The sequence below is a fragment of the Pseudomonas sp. G3-39 genome (assembly GCF_054790485.1).
The window spans coordinates 2,379,650-2,398,304 of the sequence record NZ_CP186497.1 but is presented as its reverse complement, the minus strand read 5'-3'; the positions used below and the strand labels follow the sequence as shown (position 1 = coordinate 2,398,304).

The following is an 18,655-nucleotide window of genomic DNA, read 5'->3' as shown; positions in this document are numbered from 1 at the left end:
AGCAGCATCACCCGAATTCAGTGTGCACCGGTCAATCAAAGGAGCTGCATATGAACACCCCCTTCAACGCCCCAACCCCCAACACCAAAATCCCCGTGACCATCCTCACCGGCTTCCTCGGCGCCGGCAAAACCACCCTGCTCAACTACATCCTCAAGGAAAACCACGGGCGCAAGATTGCCGTGATCGAAAACGAGTTCGGCGAGGTCGGCATCGATGGCGATCTGGTGCTCAGCTCGGAGACCGAAGAAATCTACGAAATGGTCAACGGCTGCGTGTGCTGCACCGCCGAGGTTCGTGAGGACCTGGTGCGCATCGTCCGCGAGCTGGTGGCGCGCCCGGCGCGCCTCGATCACATCCTGATCGAGACCAGCGGCCTCGCCGATCCGTACCCGGTGGCGCAGAGCTTTTTCATCAATGACCCGATTGCCGAAGAAGTCGAACTCGACGCGATCGTGACCATGGTCGACGCCAAGCACATCGCCCAGCACCTGGAAGATCTGCAACTGGATGGCGTCGACAATCAAGCGGTGGATCAGATCGTCTGCGCCGACCGCATCGTCATCAACAAGGTCGATCTGGTCAGCCCTGAAGAGGTGGACATTCTGCGCGGCAAGATCCGGGGTTTGAACGCCACCGCAGATCTGGTGACCTCCACCCACGCGCAGATCGACCTGACGAAAATTCTCGGCATCGGTGCGTTCGAGTGCACGCAGAAGCTTATGGAAATCGGCGCGGAACCTGAGCATCACGACCATGACCACCAGCATGAATCGGAAGACCACGAACACGATCCGAGCGTGTCATCGGTGGGCATCGCCGTCGACGGCGCGGTCAATCTGATGGCGTTCCACCGCTGGATCAGCGAACTGCGCTCGTCCCAGGCCGACAACCTCTATCGCATGAAAGGCGTGCTCGCCGTGGCCAACGAAGACCAGCGCTATGTGCTGCAAGGCGTGCACAGCCTGGTGGAGTTTCGCGCCTCGACCGCATGGGGCACGGAGCCTCGTTCGAGCAAGATCGTGTTCATCGGCCGCGACCTGGACCGCGCGGCGCTGAACCAGGGCTTTGCCGCCTGCCTGGCAGGCTGAACAAGGCATCGGAGCCGGTGGATGGCGGTTCCGGGCACGAATGACTGATGTTGATCAGCGAAACGCTGCAAAACCTGTGGGAGCGAGCCTGCTCGCGAAGGCGGTGGGCCATTGAACAGTGATGTCGGCTGACACAACGCTTTCGCGAGCAGGCTCGCTCCCACAAGGGATTTTCAGTGTTCCTGAAACCTGAGGCATCAGACGAATACCCCTCTCTACCGCATAAAAACAGCCAGAGGTGATTCCATGTCGTCAGCCACTCCTTCCTCCACCGTGCACCCCGTCGACCGCGTCCTGCCGGTGCGACAGATGCTCACCCTCGGCCTGCAACACATGGCCGTCTCGTACATCGGCGCCATCGCCGTGCCGTTGATCGTCGCCAGTGCCCTGAAGATGTCCCACGCCGATACCGTGGTGCTGATCAGCACCACGCTGTTCTGCTCCGGCATCGCCACCCTTTTGCAAACCGTCGGTTTCTGGAAATTCGGCGTGCGTCTGCCGATTCTGCAAGGCGTGGCGTTCAGCAGCGTCGGCCCGGTGATCGCCATCGGCAGCAACCCCGACGTGGGGTTTGCGGGAGTCTGCGGCGCGGTGATCGGCGCCGGGATTTTCACCCTGCTGATGGCGCCGTTCGTGGGCCGATTACGGCGGTTTTTCCCGCCGGTAGTCACCGGTTGCATCGTCACAGTGATCGGTTTGCAGCTGTTCCCGATCGCCTATGAATGGGTCGGTGGCGGACGCAACGCGAGCAACTTCGGCGCCCCGGCATTTCTCGCGGTGGCGGTGGTGGTGCTGCTGACCATTCTGCTGGTCAATCGCTATGGCAGTCCGCTGCTGCGCAACATGGCGGTGCTGGTGGGGATGCTGATCGGCGCCGGTCTGGCCTACGGTCTGGGCATGGGCAATTTCCACAGCGTCGAAGAGGCGCCGTGGCTGACCGTGCCCTACCCGTTCTACTTCGGCCTGCCGACGTTCAGCCTGATTCCCATCGCGACCATGGTGGTGGTGATGATCGTGCAGATGGTCGAGTCGATGGGGCTGTTCGTGGCCATCGGCGACATCGTCGACAAACCGGTGGAAGACCAGCAAGTGGTCAATGGCCTGCGCGCCAATGGCCTGGCCAGCACCATCGCCGGGATGTTCGCTGCTTTCCCGTTCATTGCCTTCATGGAAAACGTCGGTCTGGTGATCCTGACCGGCGTGCGCAGCCGTTGGGTGGTCGCCGTCAGCGGCCTGCTGATGTGCTCGATTGCGCTGGTGCCCAAGGCTGGGGCGATTATCGCGTCGATGCCGACCGCGGCGCTGGGCGGCGCCGGTATTGCGATGTTCGGCGTGGTCGCGGCGGCGGGCATCCAGACCCTGGCCAAGGTCGATTACGAGCGCAATCGCTACAACGTATTGATCGTCGGTTTCACCATCGCCGCCGCGCTGGTACCGGTGCTCGCCCCCACCCTGTTCAAACAAATGCCCGAGTGGTCACAGCCGTTCCTGCACAGCAGCGTGGTCATCGCCTGCCTGGTGTCGGTGCTGCTCAACGCGGCGCTCAACGGCGTCAGCGTGCCAGAAACCACACCCGGCAAATCCGCCTCGCACATTCTCTGACTGGAGCCTGCCCATGACTCGACTTCAAAACATCCTGATCAAAAACCCGCTGGCGGTGATGACCGGCCTGCGCGGCCCGCGTGCCCGGGCCGGTGCGGTGGACATTCGCGTGGTCAACGGCCGCATCGCCGAAATGGCCGCCGACCTTCAAGCGCAACCCGGCGAGCGCGTGATCGATGCACGCAACTGCGTGGTCTATCCGGGCTGGATCAACACCCACCATCACCTGTTCCAGAACCTGCTCAAAGCCGTGCCCGAAGGTTTGAATCAGGATCTGCAAGGCTGGCTGGCGAGCGTGCCCTACCCAAGGTTGAACCGCTTCACCCCGCAACTGGCGCGGATTGCCGCCCGTCTTGGCATGGTCGAGTTGCTGTTGTCCGGGGTGACGACCTGCGCCGATCATCATTATCTCTACCACGCCCACGGCACCACCGAGACCGGGGACCTGCTGTTCGATCTGGCCGATGAGTTCGGCCTGCGCTTCGTGCTGTGTCGCGGTGGCGCGCTGGAATCCGCCAGCGCGCACCCGGGTTTCTCGAAAACCGCGCTGCAACCGGAAAGCCTCGAACAAATGGTCGGCGATATCGAGCGACTGAAATCGCTGTATCACCAGGACACCCCGGATGCCCTGCGCCGGGTGGTCGTCGCGCCAACCACACCGACCTTTTCGCTGCCGCCGACCCTGCTGCGCGAACTGGCGCACACCGCGCGCGGCCTCGGTTTGCGTCTGCACACGCACCTGTCGGAAACACAGAACTACGTGAATTTCTGCCGCGAGAAATACAACTGCCTGCCGGTGGAATTCGTCGCCGAACACGAATGGCTCGGCCCCGACGTCTGGTTCGCCCACGCCGTGCACCTGCAACCCGGCGAAATCCGCATGCTCGCCCAGACCGGCACCGGCGTTTCCCATTGCCCGGTAAGCAACGCCCGTTTGGGCAGCGGCGTCGCACCGATTCCGCAAATGTACGAGGCCGGCGTGCCGATTTCCCTCGGCGTCGACGGCGTGGCGTCCAACGAATCCGGAAGCATGGTCGGCGAAGCCAACACCGCGTGGCTGATCCACCGCGCCGAACAGGGCGCCTCGGCGACCACTGCCGAGGACGTGATCCACTGGGGCACGGCGGGCGGCGCGCAGGTATTGGGACTGGGCGCGGTCGGTACGCTGGAAATCGGACAAGCGGCGGATCTGGTGATCTACAGCCTTGATCACCCACGCTTCTTCGGTTTCCACGACAGTGCGGTTGCACCGGTGGTCGCGGGAGAACCGATCACGGTGAAGTACAGCCTGGTGGGCGGCCGGATCGTGGTCGATAACGGCGTGATTCCGGGGCTGGATATCGAACGGATGCGCGCCGAAGCGTGGGAAGGTGTGCAGGCGATGATGAATATCGACGATTGACTTGCAGGCGATACGAAAACCTGTGGGAGCGAGCCTGCTCGCGAAAGCGATGTGTCAGCTGACATTTGCGCTACTGACGCACCGCTATCGCGAGCAGGCTCACTCCTACAGGGAACAACGGCGCATTCGCGGATTCGGGGTTTGTCGACTAAGGTTACCCCCTCATCGGATTGAGCCCCTGCCAGATCCACCGGGCTCTTGATCAAGGAGAGACTGATGACGTCGCGTCGCAACATCGAACAGACTTATCGCACCTGGTCCAGCCCGATTCTGCTGGAGCTGAAAAAGCGCGAACACCAAATGGCGCCGGTCGAGCGTCAGGCGCTGGAGAATGTGCTGGTAGAACGACGGTTGCTGGATATCGGCAATCCAAATGGAAGTGATCGCCGCCAAGGGGGCGCGAACAAAAACGAGCATCCCGGCTGATCACTTAAAAAAACCTGTGGGAACTGCTCCCACAGGTCATGCCGCGTTTTCAGGCCGCGCGCTGCCCCGCTGCCACCATCGCCGAAGCCGCCAGCATCGCCCGCAACAACACCGCACACCCGGCCGCCAGATCATCCGGCGCGGCATTCTCGATTTCGTTGTGGCTGATCCCGCCTTCGCACGGTACGAAGATCATCCCCGCAGGACCGAGTTCGGCGAGGAAGATCGCGTCGTGGCCGGCGCCGCTGACGATGTCCATGTGCGACAGGCCAAGGCCTTTTGCCGCGCCGCGAACCGCCTCGACGCAGCCCTTTTCGAAGTACAGCGGCGGAAAGTCTGCAGTCGGGGTCAGCTCATAGGTCAGGCCGTGTTCCTCGCAGGTCGCCTCGATGACTTGTTTCACCTCGCTGATCATCGAATCCAGTCGCTCCGGTTGCAGATGGCGGAAGTCAAGGGTCATGCGCACTTCGCCGGGAATGACGTTGCGCGAGCCGGGGTAGGCTTGCAGGCAACCGACGGTGCCGCAGGCGTGGGGTTGATGGCCGAGGGCGGCGCGGTTGACCGCACCAACGATGACCGAGGCGCCGACCAGCGCGTCCTTGCGCAGGTGCATCGGGGTTGGCCCGGCGTGGGCTTCGACGCCGCGCAGTTTCAGGTCGAACCACTTCTGCCCGAGGGCGCCGAGCACCACGCCGATGGTTTTCTGTTCGTCTTCGAGGATCGGGCCTTGCTCGATATGTGCCTCGAAATAGGCACCGACCTTATGTCCGCTGACCTTGCGTGACCCGGCGTAACCAATGGCATTCAGGGCTTCGCCGACGGTGACGCCGTCGGCATCGACCTTGGCTAGGGTTTCTTCGAGGGTGAATTTCTCGGCAAACACCCCGGAGCCCATCATGCACGGGGCGAAGCGCGAGCCTTCTTCGTTGGTCCAGACCACCACTTCCAGCGGCGCTTCGGTTTCCACACCGAGGTCATTGAGGGTACGCAGCACTTCGACGCCGGCGAGCACGCCGAAACAGCCGTCGAACTTGCCGCCGGTGGGCTGAGTGTCGATGTGGCTGCCGGTCATCACCGGCGGCAGGTTCATATTGCGCCCGGGACGGCGGGCGAAGATGTTGCCGACTTCATCCACCGTGACGCTGCATCCGGCGCCCTTGCACCAGTGCACGAACAGGTCGCGGGCCTGACGGTCGAGGTCGGTCAGGGCCAGACGACAGACCCCGCCCTTGACCGTCGCGCCGAGCTTGGCCAGTTCCATGAGCGAGGCCCAGAGGCGGTCGCGGTTGATGTGCTGATGGGTGGATTGCAGAACGTCTACGGCTGCGTTCATGTTGATCTCCTCAGGCAGTTTTTTTATGAGTTTCTTCAGGCAGTTCTTGTGTGTATTTGAGGCCGTCTTCGCGAGCAAGCCCGCTCCCACATTTGGAATGCGTTCACCCTGTGGGAGCGGGCTTGCTCGCGAAGGGGCCATTCCTCACACCGAAGATTTCACAACAGAGGGGCTGCTTCGCATCGAACACAACCCGTAATAAATCACCCCGCCCAGCGCCGAACCGGTAAACCAGCCATAGCTGTAAAACCAGCTGAACGCATCGCTGCCCAGCGACAGCAAGGTCAGCACCACCGGCACGCCAAACGCGGTAAACCCGGCCCAGTTCCACGCCGGATACACGTCGTCGCGGTACAACCCGGCCAGGTCCAGCTGCTGTTTCTTGATCAGGAAATAGTCCACCACCATGATCCCGGCGATCGGCCCGAGCAGGCTCGAATAGCCCAGCAGCCAGTTGGAATACACGGTTTCCAGGCTGACATCGGAAACGATCAGCCCGAGCTTTTTCAGCAGCTCGTGGGCCATCAGCGCGAGCCCGACGAAACCAGTGAGCAACACCGCTTTGGTGCGGTTGATCACCTTGGGCGCGATGTTCTGGAAGTCGTTGGTCGGCGAGACAATATTCGCTGCGGTGTTGGTCGACAGCGTGGCAATGATGATCAGCGCCATGGCCACCGCCACCCACAGCGGGCTCTGGATATGGCCGATCAGACTGACCGGATCCGACACGGTGACACCGACCAGTTTCACCGACGCGGCAGTCATCACCACACCCAGCGAAGCGAACAGGAACATGGTCAGCGGCAGACCGAAAATCTGCCCGAGGATCTGGTCCTTCTGGCTCTTGGCGTAACGGCTGAAGTCAGGAATGTTCAGCGACAGCGTGGCCCAGAAGCCGACCATCGCCGTCAGCCCGGCGGCGAAGTAACTGACCACACTGGCGCCCTCAGGACGCTTGGGTGGAATCGCCAGCAGCTCGGTCATCGACACATTGGGCATCGCCCACATCAGCAGGCCGATGCCGACCGCCACCAGCAACGGCGCGGACAGGGTTTCCAGCCACTTGATCGACTCGGCGCCGCGGATCACCACCCACAGATTCAGCGACCAGAAGATCATGAAGCCGATCACCTCGCCCGTGCCGCCGAGGGATTTCCAGCCCTCGAATACCGAGCCGAGAAACAGGTGAATCGCCAATCCGCCAAACATCGTTTGAATCCCGAACCAGCCGCACGCCACCAGCGCACGAATAAGGCACGGCACGTTGGAACCGAGCACGCCGAACGACGAACGCAGCAGCACCGGGAATGGAATGCCGTACTTGGTGCCGGGGAAAGCATTGAGGGTCAACGGGATCAGCACGATGACGTTGGCCAGCAGAATCGCCATCAGCGCTTCGCCGACGGTCAGGCCGAAATACGCGGTAAGTACGCCGCCGAGGGTGTAAGTCGGCACGCACACCGACATGCCGACCCACAGCGCGGTGATGTGCCATTTGTTCCAGGTTCGTTCGCGCACCTTGGTCGGTGCCATGTCGTGGTTGTAACGGGGACTGTCGAGGACGTCGCTGCCGGCTTCGAGTTCGAACAAGCCGTCGCGCTCGGTCACTTGCGATCTGTTCTGTTGCATGGCCGCTCCACTGTTCTTCTGATTATTTTTTTGCTCATCAGGCGGCTGCACACGGGGTGCGAGCCGGACGATGGCCGGAGGAACTGACAACTTTCGTGTACCGGCCATGGTGTCAGCGGCGGCATCAATAAACGTGCCGGGTGCCCCGCTTAACGGTAGGGCCGTGGTTCAAACACATTGCAACTTTCTGATATTGCTCGGTTTTAATTATTCACCGAAAGAGTCCGCGAAAACTTGTCTGCACGCTCAGGCCAAACGTTTGCCAAGTTGTTCGAACTGTCAGGACTCAATCTGGTGCACTGCACTTTTTTTCATCACGGGCGCTCAACCGCAGCTCAACTTCAAGCGGCTGATTTCACATAGGAAATCTTGCTCATATTTCCATCCTGTCAAGTGCGTCAAAATGGTGAACAGCCTCACCATTTTGGTGATTTACGTTTTTTATCGTTATTTTTCATACAGTTAAAACAGACATAAGCATATAAAAAATAATCTTGATCAATTGAAGAACTGCGACTAGCTTCTATTCCTGACAGCGCTGACAGGAATACGCCGATCAGCGTTGTACATCAATAAAACATTTAGAACCGGCACAAGTCGGTCATGCCTGCGAGGAACTCGGAATGTCTCTGTTGATCCGTGGCGCCACCGTTGTTACCCATGATGAAAGTTATCGCGCCGACGTCTATTGCGCCGACGGCGTGATCAAAGCCATTGGTCAGAACCTGGATGTTCCCGCCGGCGCCGAAGTGCTCGACGGCAGCGGCCAATACCTGATGCCCGGCGGCATCGACCCACACACTCACATGCAACTGCCTTTCATGGGCACCGTGGCCAGTGAAGACTTTTACAGCGGCACCGCTGCGGGTCTGGCTGGCGGGACCACCTCGATCATCGACTTCGTGATTCCCAATCCGCAGCAGTCGTTGATGGAAGCGTTTCATCAGTGGCGCGGCTGGGCCGAGAAGTCGGCATCGGACTACGGCTTCCACGTCGCGATCACTTGGTGGAGCGAGCAAGTGCGTGAGGAAATGGCCGAGCTGGTCAGCCATCACGGGATCAACAGCTTCAAACATTTCATGGCCTACAAGAACGCGATCATGGCCGCCGACGACACGCTGGTGGCAAGTTTTGAACGCTGCCTGGAACTCGGCGCGGTGCCGACCGTGCATGCGGAAAACGGCGAACTGGTCTATCACCTGCAACGCAAGTTGATGGCCCAGGGCATCACCGGGCCGGAAGCGCATCCACTGTCGCGGCCATCGCAGGTGGAAGGTGAAGCGGCGAGCCGGGCGATTCGCATCGCTGAAACCATCGGCACGCCGTTGTATCTGGTGCACGTTTCGACCAAGGAAGCGCTGGACGAAATCACCTACGCCCGCAGCAAGGGTCAACCGGTGTACGGCGAAGTACTGGCCGGGCATTTGCTGCTCGACGACAGCGTCTACCAGCACCCGGACTGGCAGACCGCCGCCGGTTACGTAATGAGCCCGCCGTTCCGCCCGCGCGGGCATCAGGAAGCCCTGTGGCATGGCCTGCAAAGCGGCAATCTGCACACCACCGCCACTGACCACTGCTGCTTCTGCGCCGAGCAAAAAGCCGCCGGGCGCGACGACTTCAGCAAGATCCCCAACGGCACCGCCGGCATCGAAGACCGCATGGCGGTGCTGTGGGATGAAGGGGTCAACAGCGGACGTTTGTCGATGCAGGATTTCGTTGCCCTCACTTCCACCAATACCGCAAAAATCTTCAACCTCTACCCGCGCAAAGGCGCGATCCGCGTCGGCGCCGATGCCGACCTGGTGCTGTGGGACCCGCAAGGCACCCGCACCATCTCCGCCAAGACCCATCATCAGCAGGTGGACTTCAACATCTTCGAAGGCAAGACCGTGCGCGGCGTACCGAGCCATACCGTCAGCCAGGGCAAAGTGGTCTGGGCCGACGGCGACCTGCGCGCCGAGCGTGGGGCCGGGCGGTATATCGAACGGCCGGCGTATCCCGCGGTGTTTGACTTGCTGAGCAAGCGGGCTGAGCAACATCGCCCGACTGCCGTTAAGCGCTAAAGCGAGGCCTTCGGCCTCATCGCGAGCAGGCTCACTCCTACAGATGTACGCATTCCAATTGTAGGAGTGAGCCTGCTCGCGATAGCGCCAGTTCAGACACCACAAAAACCACTGCCCATCAGAGGCAGAGACCCTCAATAACCGTGAGGCAAAAAACCGTGATCGAGACCCTGAACCATCTCCCGCATCCGCACGAAAGCGCGGCCGCCCTCGCCGGTCATTTCACCGATCTGGCGCCACCGCTCAACGCCCGGCAGGCACATCTGGAAGCCTCGCGCTGCCTGTATTGCTACGACGCGCCATGCGTCAACGCGTGCCCAAGCGAGATCGATATTCCGTCGTTCATCCGCAATATCCATCAGGACAACGTGCCCGGTGCGGCGCAGAAAATTCTTTCGGCGAACATCCTCGGCGGCAGTTGCGCCCGGGTCTGCCCGACGGAAATCCTCTGCCAGCAAGCCTGCGTGCGCAACAACGCCCAGGAATGCGCGCCAGTGCTGATCGGCCTGTTGCAACGCTACGCCGTGGACAACGCGCACTTCACCGAGCACCCGTTCCAGCGTGCGGCGAGCACCGGCAAGCGCATCGCCGTGGTCGGCGCCGGGCCAGCGGGTTTGTCCTGCGCCCACCGCAGTGCGATGCACGGGCATGACGTGGTGATTTTCGAAGCACGGGAGAAGGCTGGCGGCCTCAATGAATACGGAATCGCCAAGTACAAACTGGTCGACGATTACGCGCAGAAGGAGCTGGATTTCCTCCTGCAGATCGGCGGCATCGAAATCCGTCATGGGCAGAAACTCGGCGAGAATCTGACCCTCAGCGAACTGCATCAGCAGTTCGACGCGGTGTTCCTCGGCCTCGGCCTCAACGCCAGCAAACAGCTCGGTCTGGCCCACGAAGACGCGCCCGGCCTGCTCGCCGCCACCGACTACATCCGCGAACTGCGCCAGGCCGATGACCTGACGCAACTGCCACTGGCCGAACGCTGCATCGTCCTTGGCGCCGGCAACACCGCGATCGACATGGCCGTGCAAATGGCCCGCCTCGGAGCGCGTGACGTGAATCTGGTATATCGCCGGGGTGCGGCGGACATGGGCGCCACCGGTCACGAACAAGACATCGCCAAAGCCAATCAGGTGCGCCTGCTGACCTGGGCGCAACCGGAGGAAGTCTTGCTCGACGAGCTGGGTCGCGTGCGCGGTATGCGTTTCGCCCGTACACAACTGGTCGACGGTCGCCTGCAAACCACTGGCGAGACCTTCGAACTGGCCGCCGACGCGATCTTCAAAGCCATCGGTCAGGCCTTCGACAGCAGCGCCCTCGCCGACCCGCTGGCCCGTGAACTCAAGCGTCAGGGCGAACGGATTCAGGTCGATGACAACCTGCGCACCAGCATTCCCGGCGTGTATGCCGGTGGCGACTGCACCAGCCTTGATCAGGACCTCACCGTGCAAGCCGTACAGCACGGCAAACTCGCCGCCGAGGCGATCAACGCGCAACTGATGCTCAACGTGGAGGCTGCGTAAATGGCCGATCTCTCGATAGTCTTCGCCGGTATCAAAGCGCCCAATCCGTTCTGGCTGGCCTCCGCGCCACCGACCGACAAGGCCTACAACGTGGTTCGCGCCTTCGAGGCCGGCTGGGGTGGCGTGGTCTGGAAAACCCTCGGCGAGGACCCGGCAGCGGTCAACGTCTCGTCGCGCTACTCAGCACACTACGGCAACAACCGAGAAGTGCTGGGGATCAACAACATCGAACTGATCACCGATCGCTCGCTGGAAATCAACCTGCGCGAGATCACACAGGTCAAGAAGGACTGGCCGGATCGTGCGCTGATCGTCTCGCTGATGGTGCCGTGCGTCGAGGAGTCGTGGAAACACATCCTGCCACTGGTGGAAGCCACCGGAGCCGACGGTATCGAGCTGAATTTCGGTTGCCCGCACGGCATGCCCGAACGCGGCATGGGCGCGGCGGTCGGTCAGGTGCCGGAATACGTCGAGCAGGTGACGCGCTGGTGCAAGACCTATTGCTCGCTGCCGGTGATCGTCAAGCTGACGCCGAACATCACCGACATCCGTGTCGCCGCCCGCGCGGCCCATCGCGGTGGCGCCGATGCGGTGTCGCTGATCAACACCATCAACTCGATCACCAGCGTCGATCTGGAACACATGGTCGCCCTGCCCACCGTCGGCAGCAAAAGCACCCACGGCGGTTATTGCGGTTCGGCGGTCAAGCCGATTGCACTGAACATGGTCGCCGAAATTGCCCGTGATCCGCAGACCCAAGGCCTGCCGATCTGCGGTATCGGCGGCATCGGCAGTTGGCGTGACGCGGCGGAGTTCATGGCGTTGGGCAGCGGCGCGGTGCAAGTGTGCACGGCGGCGATGCTCCACGGTTTCCGGATTGTCGAGGAGATGAAGGACGGCCTGTCGCGCTGGATGGACAGTCAAGGCTACGCCAACATCGCCGAGTTTTCCGGGCGCGCAGTGGGCAATACCACCGACTGGAAGTACCTCGACATCAACTATCAGGTGATCGCCAGGATCGACCAGGACGCGTGCATCGGTTGCGGGCGTTGCCACATTGCCTGCGAAGACACTTCACACCAGGCGATCAGCAGCCTGAAACAGGCCGACGGCACGCATAAATATGAAGTGATCGATGATGAGTGTGTTGGCTGCAATCTGTGCCAGATCACCTGCCCGGTGGCGGACTGCATCGAGATGGTGCCGATGGAGACCGGCAAGCCGTTTCTGGACTGGAATCATGATCCGCGCAATCCGTACCATGTCTCAGCTTAGGGCAGGTAGCGTCTGAACTGACGCCTTGGCGAGCAAGCCCGCTCCCACATTTGGAATGCATTTCAAAACAGTGGGAGCGGGCTTGCTCGCGAAGAGGCCAGCCGCTTCAACTCATATATCAGGGCTCCAACCCGATCCCGCGCAAAATCACACTGGTCACCGTCTGCACCGCCCGCTCGAACTGCATGTCCGACAGCGGTTGATGCTCGTTGAGAATATTCACCTGATGGTCGAAGTCGGCGTAATGCTGGGTCGAAGCCCAGATCATGTACAGCAGGCTCGACGGCTCCACCGGCAGAATCCGCTTGTCTTCGACCCACTGGCGGATCTTCGCTTCCTTCATTTTCGCCCAGTCGTACAGGCTCAGATCCAGCGCTTCACCCAAGGTCGGGGCGCCGTGGATGATCTCGTTGGCCCAGACTTTCGAGCCGTGCGGCCGGCTGCGCGAATGGTTCATCTTGGCGCGGATGTAGCTGCTGAGCACCACCCGTGGATCATCGAACATCTCGAAGCACAGCGCATCCTGCTTCCACACTTCCAGCAGGTCGAACAGCACCGCGCTGTACAGTTCGCTCTTGGTGGAAAAGTAGTAATGCAGGTTGGAACGCGGCAGCTGCACTTCGGCGGCGATGTCGGCCATGGCGGTGCCGCCGAAACCTTTTTCGGCGAAGACTTTTTCCGCCGCGAGCAGGATTTTCTCGACGTTACTGCGACGGATCTCGATCTTGTGATTGCCCATGAGGGCTCCCTGACAACGACGTTGTTGAAGACTAGCATCCGCTCTGGCCTCGGGGCGACCGCTGCAAACAAAACTTCGTATGAAGGTCGGTGCATGGCTAAACTGGCGCTTCTTTGTCCTGCCTCAGAGGTATCCGCGATGCTGTTCAAGAACGTCCTGACCACCACTGCCCTGCTCGCTTCGCTGTTCGCCGCATCTTCGGTTTTCGCCCACGCCCACCTGAAAAGTGCCACCCCGGCCGCCGACAGCACCGTCGCCACGCCGGTAGATCTGCGCCTGAACTTTTCTGAAGGCGTCGAAGCCAGTTTCACCAAAGTCAGCCTGACCCACGACGGCGCCCCGGTCGCGATCAAACCGCTGACCACCGAAGGCGACAAGAAAACCCTGATCGTCACCCCCGCCACACCTCTCGCCGCCGGTGAATACAAAGTCGAATGGCACGCGGTGTCGGTCGACACACACAAGAGCGAAGGCGCCTACCAGTTCAAGGTTGGTCAGTAATTCATGAGTGAAGCGCTGGTGCTGTGCCGCTTTGTGCATTTCAGCGCGGTGTTGATGCTGTTCGGCGCCTGGTTGTTCCGGCCGTTGCTGCTCAAGGCACCAGTGCCGACATTGGATCGGCATCTGGCGCGACTGGCGCGTTGGCTGACCGCGATTGCGTTGGTCAGCGGCGTGACCTGGGCGCTGTTGATCACCGCGAGCATGGCCGGTTCGGCGGCGGCAGCGTTCGATCCGGACACTGTTGGCGTGGTGCTCGGCAACACCTTTTTCGGCCAGGTCTGGCGCTGGCATCTGCTGATCAACGCGCTGTTGCTGGCATTGCTGTTCACGCCGTGGCGTTCGAATGTGCTGCTGCGCCTGGGCTTGAGCGCGCTGCTCTTGGCGACCCTGGCGCCGGTCGGTCACGGCGCGATGCTCGACGGCCTCAGCGGGCAACTGCTGATCCTTAACCAGATCGTTCACCTGACCTGCGTCGCTGCATGGCTGGGCGGCTTGTTGCTATTGGTGTTGATCCTGCGTCAGCCGAGCACAGCGATGGGGCGGATCCTGCAACGCTTCAGCGGTGTCGGTTATGCGATCGTTGGCGGCCTTCTGATCACCGGGCTGATCAACGTGCGCGTGCTGACCGGGCAATGGTGGCCGACGCCGCTGTTTGCAGGGTTTGCCTTGATTCTGCTGATCAAGGCCTTGCTGGTGCTGGGCATGCTCGCGCTGGCGCTGTTCAATCGCTTGCGGATTGATGATTGCGAACAGCGGATGGGCGCGCTCAAACGCAGTGTGGTGCTGGAGTGGTTGTTGGGGATGGGTGCTGTGGCGGCCGTCTCCCTGCTCGGTACCCTGCCGCCGATGATTGCTGCCTGAAACCCCGCGACTCCCTTGTAGGAGTGAGCCTGCTCGCGATAGCGGTATATCAGTAAACACTTCCGTGACTGACACAACGCTATCGCGAGCAGGCTCACTCCTACAGGGGCTCTGTGGAGGTCAATGCGGTTGTGTGTCGCCCGCCGCGGTGTCGATGCTGACCACCACCGACATCCCCGGACGCAAGCGTTCCTCTTCCTGCTGCCCCTCATCAATGGTGATCCGCACCGGCACGCGCTGGGCGATTTTCACAAAGTTGCCGGTGGCGTTGTCGGCCTGCAACAGGGCGAATTCCGAACCGGTGCCGGGCGAAATGTGCTGCACATGGCCGGTGAACTTGCGGTGGTTCAGCGCATCGACGGTGAAGCGCACCGGCTGCCCGACGCGCACATTGTTCATCTGGGTTTCCTTCATGTTGGCGATCACCCATTTCTGGTTCGGCACCAACGCCATCAACTGCGCCCCGGAGTTGACGTAAGCGCCGAGGCGCACGCCGATCTGCCCGAGCTGGCCGTCACGCGGGGCGACGATGCGGGTGTTCGACAAGTCGATCCGCGCCAGTTGCACCGCCGCTTCAGCGCTGGCCACCGAGGCTTCCAGCGAACCGCGATTGACGATCACTGTCTGCAGATCCTGCCGGGCGATTTCCAGATTGGCCTTGGCCTGCGCCACCGCCGCAATGCTCTGCGCATTGGCCGCGAGCGTCACGTCCATCTCGCGTTTCGACACCGAACCGTCACTCACCAGCTCCTTGTTACGGCGCAGATCCGCCTCGCTTTTGCGCAACTGCGCCTCGCTGTCGGCCACCACCGCCTGACGCAGTTTGATCGTCGCTTCGGCGCTGTTGCGTTGCTGCACCACGTTGGCCAGCGCGGCTTTCTGCACCGCCAGTTGCGCCAGCGACTGGTCGAGGCGCTGCTGATAAATCCGGTCGTCCAGGCGCACCAGCAGGTCGCCGGCCTTCACGTACTGGAAATCCTGCACCGGCACCTCGAACACGTAACCGCTGAGCTGCGGGCCGATGATCGTCACCTGGCCACGCACCAGGGCGTTTTCAGTGGTTTCGACCGCACTGCTGAACGGCGGCAACTGCCAGGCGTAGAGCACGATCAGCACACCGACGATGGCAATCGCGGCAAAGCCCAGCGACGAGATGATCCGCACCCGCAGCGAGCGCGGCTCGGTGTTCGGCGAGGACGGCGGTGCCACGCCTTCCGGGGTGGCGGCGATGGCATTGGTGGTTGTGGTGGTGGGTTCGGTCATGAATTGGAAGCACCGCTAGGAGGTACGGAAGGCGCGGGGTCGACGGCTTTGGTGGTGCTCATCAGCCACAGCGCACGAATGGACAGCCAGATCATGGTCAGCACCGCAATCACGGCGATCAGCATGAATACATCGTTATAGGCCAGCACGTTGGCTTCGCGAGTGGCCGCGTTGGACAGGCTGCGAATCCCGGCCAGATTGCGCAGGCTCGGGTCGGCCAGCAAGGAACCGTAAGCCGACCCGCCGCTCTGCACACGGGCAGCCACCAACGGATCGGACAACGTCAGATGCTCGACCAGGTGACTGGAATGGAATTTCTCGCGCACGATCTGGAACGTGCCCAACAACGCCGCGCCGAGCAGGCCGCCGAGGTTGTTGCAGATCCCGAACAACACCGAAAAACTCACCAGATTGCGCGGATTGGTCAGCACGTTGCGGGTGCCGAACACCATGGTCGGTCCCAGAAAAAACGTGCTGCCGAAGGCCAGCAGGAACTGGCTGAAATACAGGTTTTGCGGGCGGGTCAGGTTGTTGGAAAAACTGTCCATCACCGAACCGGTGGCCATCAGCGCCAGCGAGATGATCAGCGGCATCAGCAGGTGCTTGGGGTCGATGGTCAGGGCGCTGGTCGCCAGCCCCGCGACGCTGCCGATCAGCATCACCACATACAGGCTGTGCAACTGCTCATAACCCATGTTGAGGTTCTGCATGAAACCGACGGCGCCGGTGGATTGCTCCGAAGTGACCATGCGAATCAGGGTCACCGCCAGCGCCAGGCGGATCATCGTGCCGCTGCCGAGCCAGCGGGTCATCAGCATCGGGTTGCTGCGATTGTGCTCGATCGCCAAGCCCGCGAGGATCAGGGCAATCGAGGCCGCCAGCGCATAGCCGATCCAGTTGGCCTCCAGCCACCAGTCGATCCGCCCCAGCGAGAGCACCGCGCAAAGCAGTGCCACGCCGCTGGCGAGAATAGCGAAGGTCAGAAAGTCCAGCGGCTCGAAGGTTTTGAAGCGGTCACCGGGCGGCAACTTGAGCAGCAGCACGCAGCCCAGCGACAGCAAGGCCATGCCCAATTCGAACAGGTACAGGCCGCGCCATTCGGCAATCTGCAGCAAGTCTTCGGAGAACAGGCGCGCCAGCGGCAGCGCCAGTTGCGAGGCACCGAGACCCAGCACCAGCGCTTTCAACCGCCATTTGGCCGGAAACGCCTGAACCATGTAATACAGACCCAGCGAACTCAGCGCCGCACCGACCATGCCGTGCGCCGCCCGCACCGCGATGGCCGAGCTCAAGTCGTTGACGAACAGATGACCGAACGTCACTAGCGCATACAGCACCAGAAACACTTCGGTGAATGCACGCAGGCCAAACTGCTGGCGAAACTTCACCAGCAGCAGGTTCATCGACACGTTGGTCATCACGTAAGCAGCTGGCAGCCAGGCCATCTCCGCCGTGGTCGCGCCCAGCGCGCCTTGCAGGTAAGGCAGGTTGGCGACCACCAGCGAGTTACCCAAACCACCGGTCACCGCCACCAGCAGCCCGACCAGCGCATAGGCCAGGCGCTTGGGGTTGGAGTGCAGCGGCGTCGAGGGGGAACCGGGCAGACTGGGCTTCTCGTGAGGCTGCCAGTCGCGCGGGGCATATCGATCCATTGAAAGGCCTTGTGCTTGTGTTGCCGGGAGTTTGCCGCAAATCCTTCGGCAAACCCACAATCCTGTGGGAGCTGGCTTGCCGGCGATGACGGCAGTCGGCTCGGCAACAGGCTGACTGGCAGACCGTTATCGCGGGCACGCCCGCCCCCACAGGGTTCGTGGTGGATTCGTAAATTCTGTTTAAAGGTCCTCTCGCCCGCAACGGATTTTTCCCGCGCCGGGCAACTGCCACCCTTGCAGCCCTTCTCAACCTGCAAGGTGCCCGTTATGACCACGCCCCACTGGCAACGCTCCCCACGCCTGCTGAAAAACCTTTTGGCCGCCGCCCTGTTGCTGCCCGCCCTCGCCTTCGCCCAGGAACGCCCGTGGCCGGACGGTTCGCAACTGGTGATTTCAGTGTCGATGCAGTTCGAAACCGGCGGCCAGCCCGAGGGTGCGGAAAGTCCGTTCTCCGGCAGTCCATTGCCCAAGGGTTACCCTGATCTGCCGGCGCAGACCTGGTTTGATTATGGCTACAAGGAAGGCTTGTGGCGGATGCTCGACCTGTGGGATCGCACCGGGATCAAGGTCACCTCGCATGTGGTCGGCGATGCGGCACTCAAGCACCCGGAACTGGCGAAAGCGATTGCCGAGCGCGGCCACGAACTGGCAGCCCACGGCATGCGCTGGGCCGATTCCTACAACATGAGTTACGACCAGGAAAAACAGTTCATCGGCGACGGTGTCAACGCGGTCGAGAGACTTACCGGCCAGCGCTCGGTGGGCTACAACGCCAACTGGCTGCGGCGCAGCCCCAACACGCTGAAGGTTCTGCAAGACCTCAACTTCAGCTACCACATCGATGACGTCAGCCGCGACGAACCGTTCGTGACCATGGTTCGGGGACGCAAATTCGCCGTGGTGCCGTATACCTTGCGCAACAACGACATCGTGTTGATCGAGGGTCGGCACTTTTCCGCCGAGCAGTTCTATCAGCAACTGGTGCTGGAATTTGATCGCCTGTACGCGGAAGGCGCGAGCCAGCGGCGGATGATGTCAGTGAGTCTGCACGACCGCATCGGCGGCACCCCGGCGATGGTCGAGGCGATGGAGCGTTTTATCCGCTATGCGCAGTCCCATCCGAAAGTGACATTCATGCGCAAGGACCAGATCGCCCGGATCGTCCTGACCGAGAAAAACCCGCTGATCGACAACACAGAGGCGCTCTATAACCGGTAAACCCGCCGAAAACAGCCCTCTTCGCAGCATTTGGAGGGCTGCCACCTCGCGCAAAATAATCGTAAAAAGCCCTG

General features: G+C 61.6%; 15 protein-coding genes. 10 read left to right on the top strand and 5 right to left on the bottom strand.

The annotated features are described in order from the left end of the window. The first annotated feature begins 50 nt into the window (after nucleotides 1-50). The 4 genes from ACOYXG_RS10680 (at nucleotide 51) to ACOYXG_RS10665 (ending at nucleotide 4,521) form a co-directional block, all read left to right on the top strand. Entirely contained in the window at nucleotides 51-1,091 is a 1,041-nt protein-coding gene (locus ACOYXG_RS10680) for a CobW family GTP-binding protein (RefSeq protein ID WP_097087982.1), read from the top strand. Nucleotides 1,092-1,337: 246 nt separating this feature from the next. After that, on the top strand, nucleotides 1,338-2,693 hold the full coding sequence (locus tag ACOYXG_RS10675; protein ID WP_460357565.1) for a nucleobase:cation symporter-2 family protein: 1,356 nt from the start codon (nucleotides 1,338-1,340) through the stop codon (nucleotides 2,691-2,693). A 13-nt stretch (nucleotides 2,694-2,706) separates the two neighbouring features. Beyond that, entirely contained in the window at nucleotides 2,707-4,095 is a 1,389-nt protein-coding gene (locus ACOYXG_RS10670; RefSeq protein WP_460357563.1) for an amidohydrolase family protein, read from the top strand. 216 nt (nucleotides 4,096-4,311) lie between these two features. Then, complete coding sequence (locus tag ACOYXG_RS10665) at nucleotides 4,312-4,521, top strand: hypothetical protein (RefSeq protein ID WP_460357561.1); 210 nt, start codon at nucleotides 4,312-4,314, stop codon at nucleotides 4,519-4,521. A 49-nt stretch (nucleotides 4,522-4,570) separates the two neighbouring features. Here the strand turns inward: ACOYXG_RS10665 and ACOYXG_RS10660 are convergent, their stop codons facing one another. Continuing rightward, nucleotides 4,571-5,854, bottom strand: a complete 1,284-nt coding sequence (locus ACOYXG_RS10660) for an allantoate amidohydrolase (RefSeq protein ID WP_460357558.1) — start codon at nucleotides 5,852-5,854, stop codon at nucleotides 4,571-4,573. A gap of 144 nt (nucleotides 5,855-5,998) precedes the next feature. After that, nucleotides 5,999-7,483 carry an NCS1 family nucleobase:cation symporter-1 gene (locus ACOYXG_RS10655; protein ID WP_460357556.1) on the bottom strand — a complete coding sequence of 495 codons (1,485 nt, stop codon included), beginning with the start codon at nucleotides 7,481-7,483 and terminating at the stop codon, nucleotides 5,999-6,001. A 623-nt stretch (nucleotides 7,484-8,106) separates the two neighbouring features. Here ACOYXG_RS10655 and hydA point away from each other — a divergent pair. The 3 genes from hydA (at nucleotide 8,107) to preA (ending at nucleotide 12,347) form a co-directional block, all read left to right on the top strand. After that, nucleotides 8,107-9,546 (top strand): dihydropyrimidinase, encoded by a 1,440-nt coding sequence (gene hydA / locus ACOYXG_RS10650; protein WP_204894748.1) that lies wholly within the window; start codon nucleotides 8,107-8,109, stop codon nucleotides 9,544-9,546. Between the two features lie 158 nt (nucleotides 9,547-9,704). Next, complete coding sequence (locus ACOYXG_RS10645; RefSeq protein WP_460357554.1) at nucleotides 9,705-11,072, top strand: NAD(P)-dependent oxidoreductase; 1,368 nt, start codon at nucleotides 9,705-9,707, stop codon at nucleotides 11,070-11,072. Then, nucleotides 11,073-12,347, top strand: coding sequence for an NAD-dependent dihydropyrimidine dehydrogenase subunit PreA (preA, locus tag ACOYXG_RS10640; RefSeq protein ID WP_336840226.1), 1,275 nt, complete (start codon nucleotides 11,073-11,075; stop codon nucleotides 12,345-12,347). Between the two features lie 118 nt (nucleotides 12,348-12,465). Here preA and ACOYXG_RS10635 read toward each other — a convergent pair whose 3' ends face one another. Beyond that, nucleotides 12,466-13,086, bottom strand: a complete 621-nt coding sequence (locus ACOYXG_RS10635) for a TetR/AcrR family transcriptional regulator (RefSeq protein ID WP_096795914.1) — start codon at nucleotides 13,084-13,086, stop codon at nucleotides 12,466-12,468. Nucleotides 13,087-13,224: 138 nt separating this feature from the next. On the opposite strand from ACOYXG_RS10635, the gene copC reads away from it, so the two are divergent. Together copC and copD are read left to right on the top strand one after the other, a co-directional pair. Further along, entirely contained in the window at nucleotides 13,225-13,587 is a 363-nt protein-coding gene (copC, locus tag ACOYXG_RS10630) for a copper homeostasis periplasmic binding protein CopC (protein ID WP_460357551.1), read from the top strand. Nucleotides 13,588-13,590: 3 nt separating this feature from the next. Continuing rightward, nucleotides 13,591-14,448, top strand: a complete 858-nt coding sequence (copD, locus tag ACOYXG_RS10625) for a copper homeostasis membrane protein CopD (RefSeq protein ID WP_460357549.1) — start codon at nucleotides 13,591-13,593, stop codon at nucleotides 14,446-14,448. 120 nt (nucleotides 14,449-14,568) lie between these two features. Here the strand turns inward: copD and ACOYXG_RS10620 are convergent, their stop codons facing one another. Together ACOYXG_RS10620 and ACOYXG_RS10615 are read right to left on the bottom strand one after the other, a co-directional pair. Continuing rightward, a complete protein-coding gene (locus ACOYXG_RS10620; RefSeq protein ID WP_027613204.1) occupies nucleotides 14,569-15,711 on the bottom strand; it encodes an HlyD family secretion protein in 1,143 nt (380 codons plus the stop codon). Beyond that, nucleotides 15,708-17,363 (bottom strand): MFS transporter, encoded by a 1,656-nt coding sequence (locus ACOYXG_RS10615; RefSeq protein WP_097088000.1) that lies wholly within the window; start codon nucleotides 17,361-17,363, stop codon nucleotides 15,708-15,710. The genes ACOYXG_RS10620 and ACOYXG_RS10615 overlap by 4 nt, the downstream gene beginning before the upstream one ends. A 267-nt stretch (nucleotides 17,364-17,630) precedes the next feature. Here ACOYXG_RS10615 and ACOYXG_RS10610 point away from each other — a divergent pair, with 267 nt between their 5' ends. Further along, on the top strand, nucleotides 17,631-18,581 hold the full coding sequence (locus ACOYXG_RS10610; RefSeq protein ID WP_460357546.1) for a polysaccharide deacetylase family protein: 951 nt from the start codon (nucleotides 17,631-17,633) through the stop codon (nucleotides 18,579-18,581). Nucleotides 18,582-18,655 lie beyond the last annotated feature (74 nt).

Excerpts from the sequence above, each read along its gene's own strand:
- ACOYXG_RS10655 (WP_460357556.1), bottom strand. The coding sequence starts at position 7,483 with ATGCAACAGAACAGATCGCAAGTGACCGAGCGCGACGGCTTGTTCGAA.
- ACOYXG_RS10635 (WP_096795914.1), bottom strand. The coding sequence starts at position 13,086 with ATGGGCAATCACAAGATCGAGATCCGTCGCAGTAACGTCGAGAAAATC.
- preA (WP_336840226.1), top strand. The coding sequence starts at position 11,073 with ATGGCCGATCTCTCGATAGTCTTCGCCGGTATCAAAGCGCCCAATCCG.
- ACOYXG_RS10670 (WP_460357563.1), top strand. The coding sequence starts at position 2,707 with ATGACTCGACTTCAAAACATCCTGATCAAAAACCCGCTGGCGGTGATG.
- copC (WP_460357551.1), top strand. The coding sequence starts at position 13,225 with ATGCTGTTCAAGAACGTCCTGACCACCACTGCCCTGCTCGCTTCGCTG.
- ACOYXG_RS10620 (WP_027613204.1), bottom strand. The coding sequence starts at position 15,711 with ATGACCGAACCCACCACCACAACCACCAATGCCATCGCCGCCACCCCG.
- ACOYXG_RS10660 (WP_460357558.1), bottom strand. The coding sequence starts at position 5,854 with ATGAACGCAGCCGTAGACGTTCTGCAATCCACCCATCAGCACATCAAC.
- copD (WP_460357549.1), top strand. The coding sequence starts at position 13,591 with ATGAGTGAAGCGCTGGTGCTGTGCCGCTTTGTGCATTTCAGCGCGGTG.
- ACOYXG_RS10680 (WP_097087982.1), top strand. The coding sequence starts at position 51 with ATGAACACCCCCTTCAACGCCCCAACCCCCAACACCAAAATCCCCGTG.
- ACOYXG_RS10675 (WP_460357565.1), top strand. The coding sequence starts at position 1,338 with ATGTCGTCAGCCACTCCTTCCTCCACCGTGCACCCCGTCGACCGCGTC.
- ACOYXG_RS10610 (WP_460357546.1), top strand. The coding sequence starts at position 17,631 with ATGACCACGCCCCACTGGCAACGCTCCCCACGCCTGCTGAAAAACCTT.
- ACOYXG_RS10665 (WP_460357561.1), top strand. The coding sequence starts at position 4,312 with ATGACGTCGCGTCGCAACATCGAACAGACTTATCGCACCTGGTCCAGC.
- ACOYXG_RS10615 (WP_097088000.1), bottom strand. The coding sequence starts at position 17,363 with ATGGATCGATATGCCCCGCGCGACTGGCAGCCTCACGAGAAGCCCAGT.
- hydA (WP_204894748.1), top strand. The coding sequence starts at position 8,107 with ATGTCTCTGTTGATCCGTGGCGCCACCGTTGTTACCCATGATGAAAGT.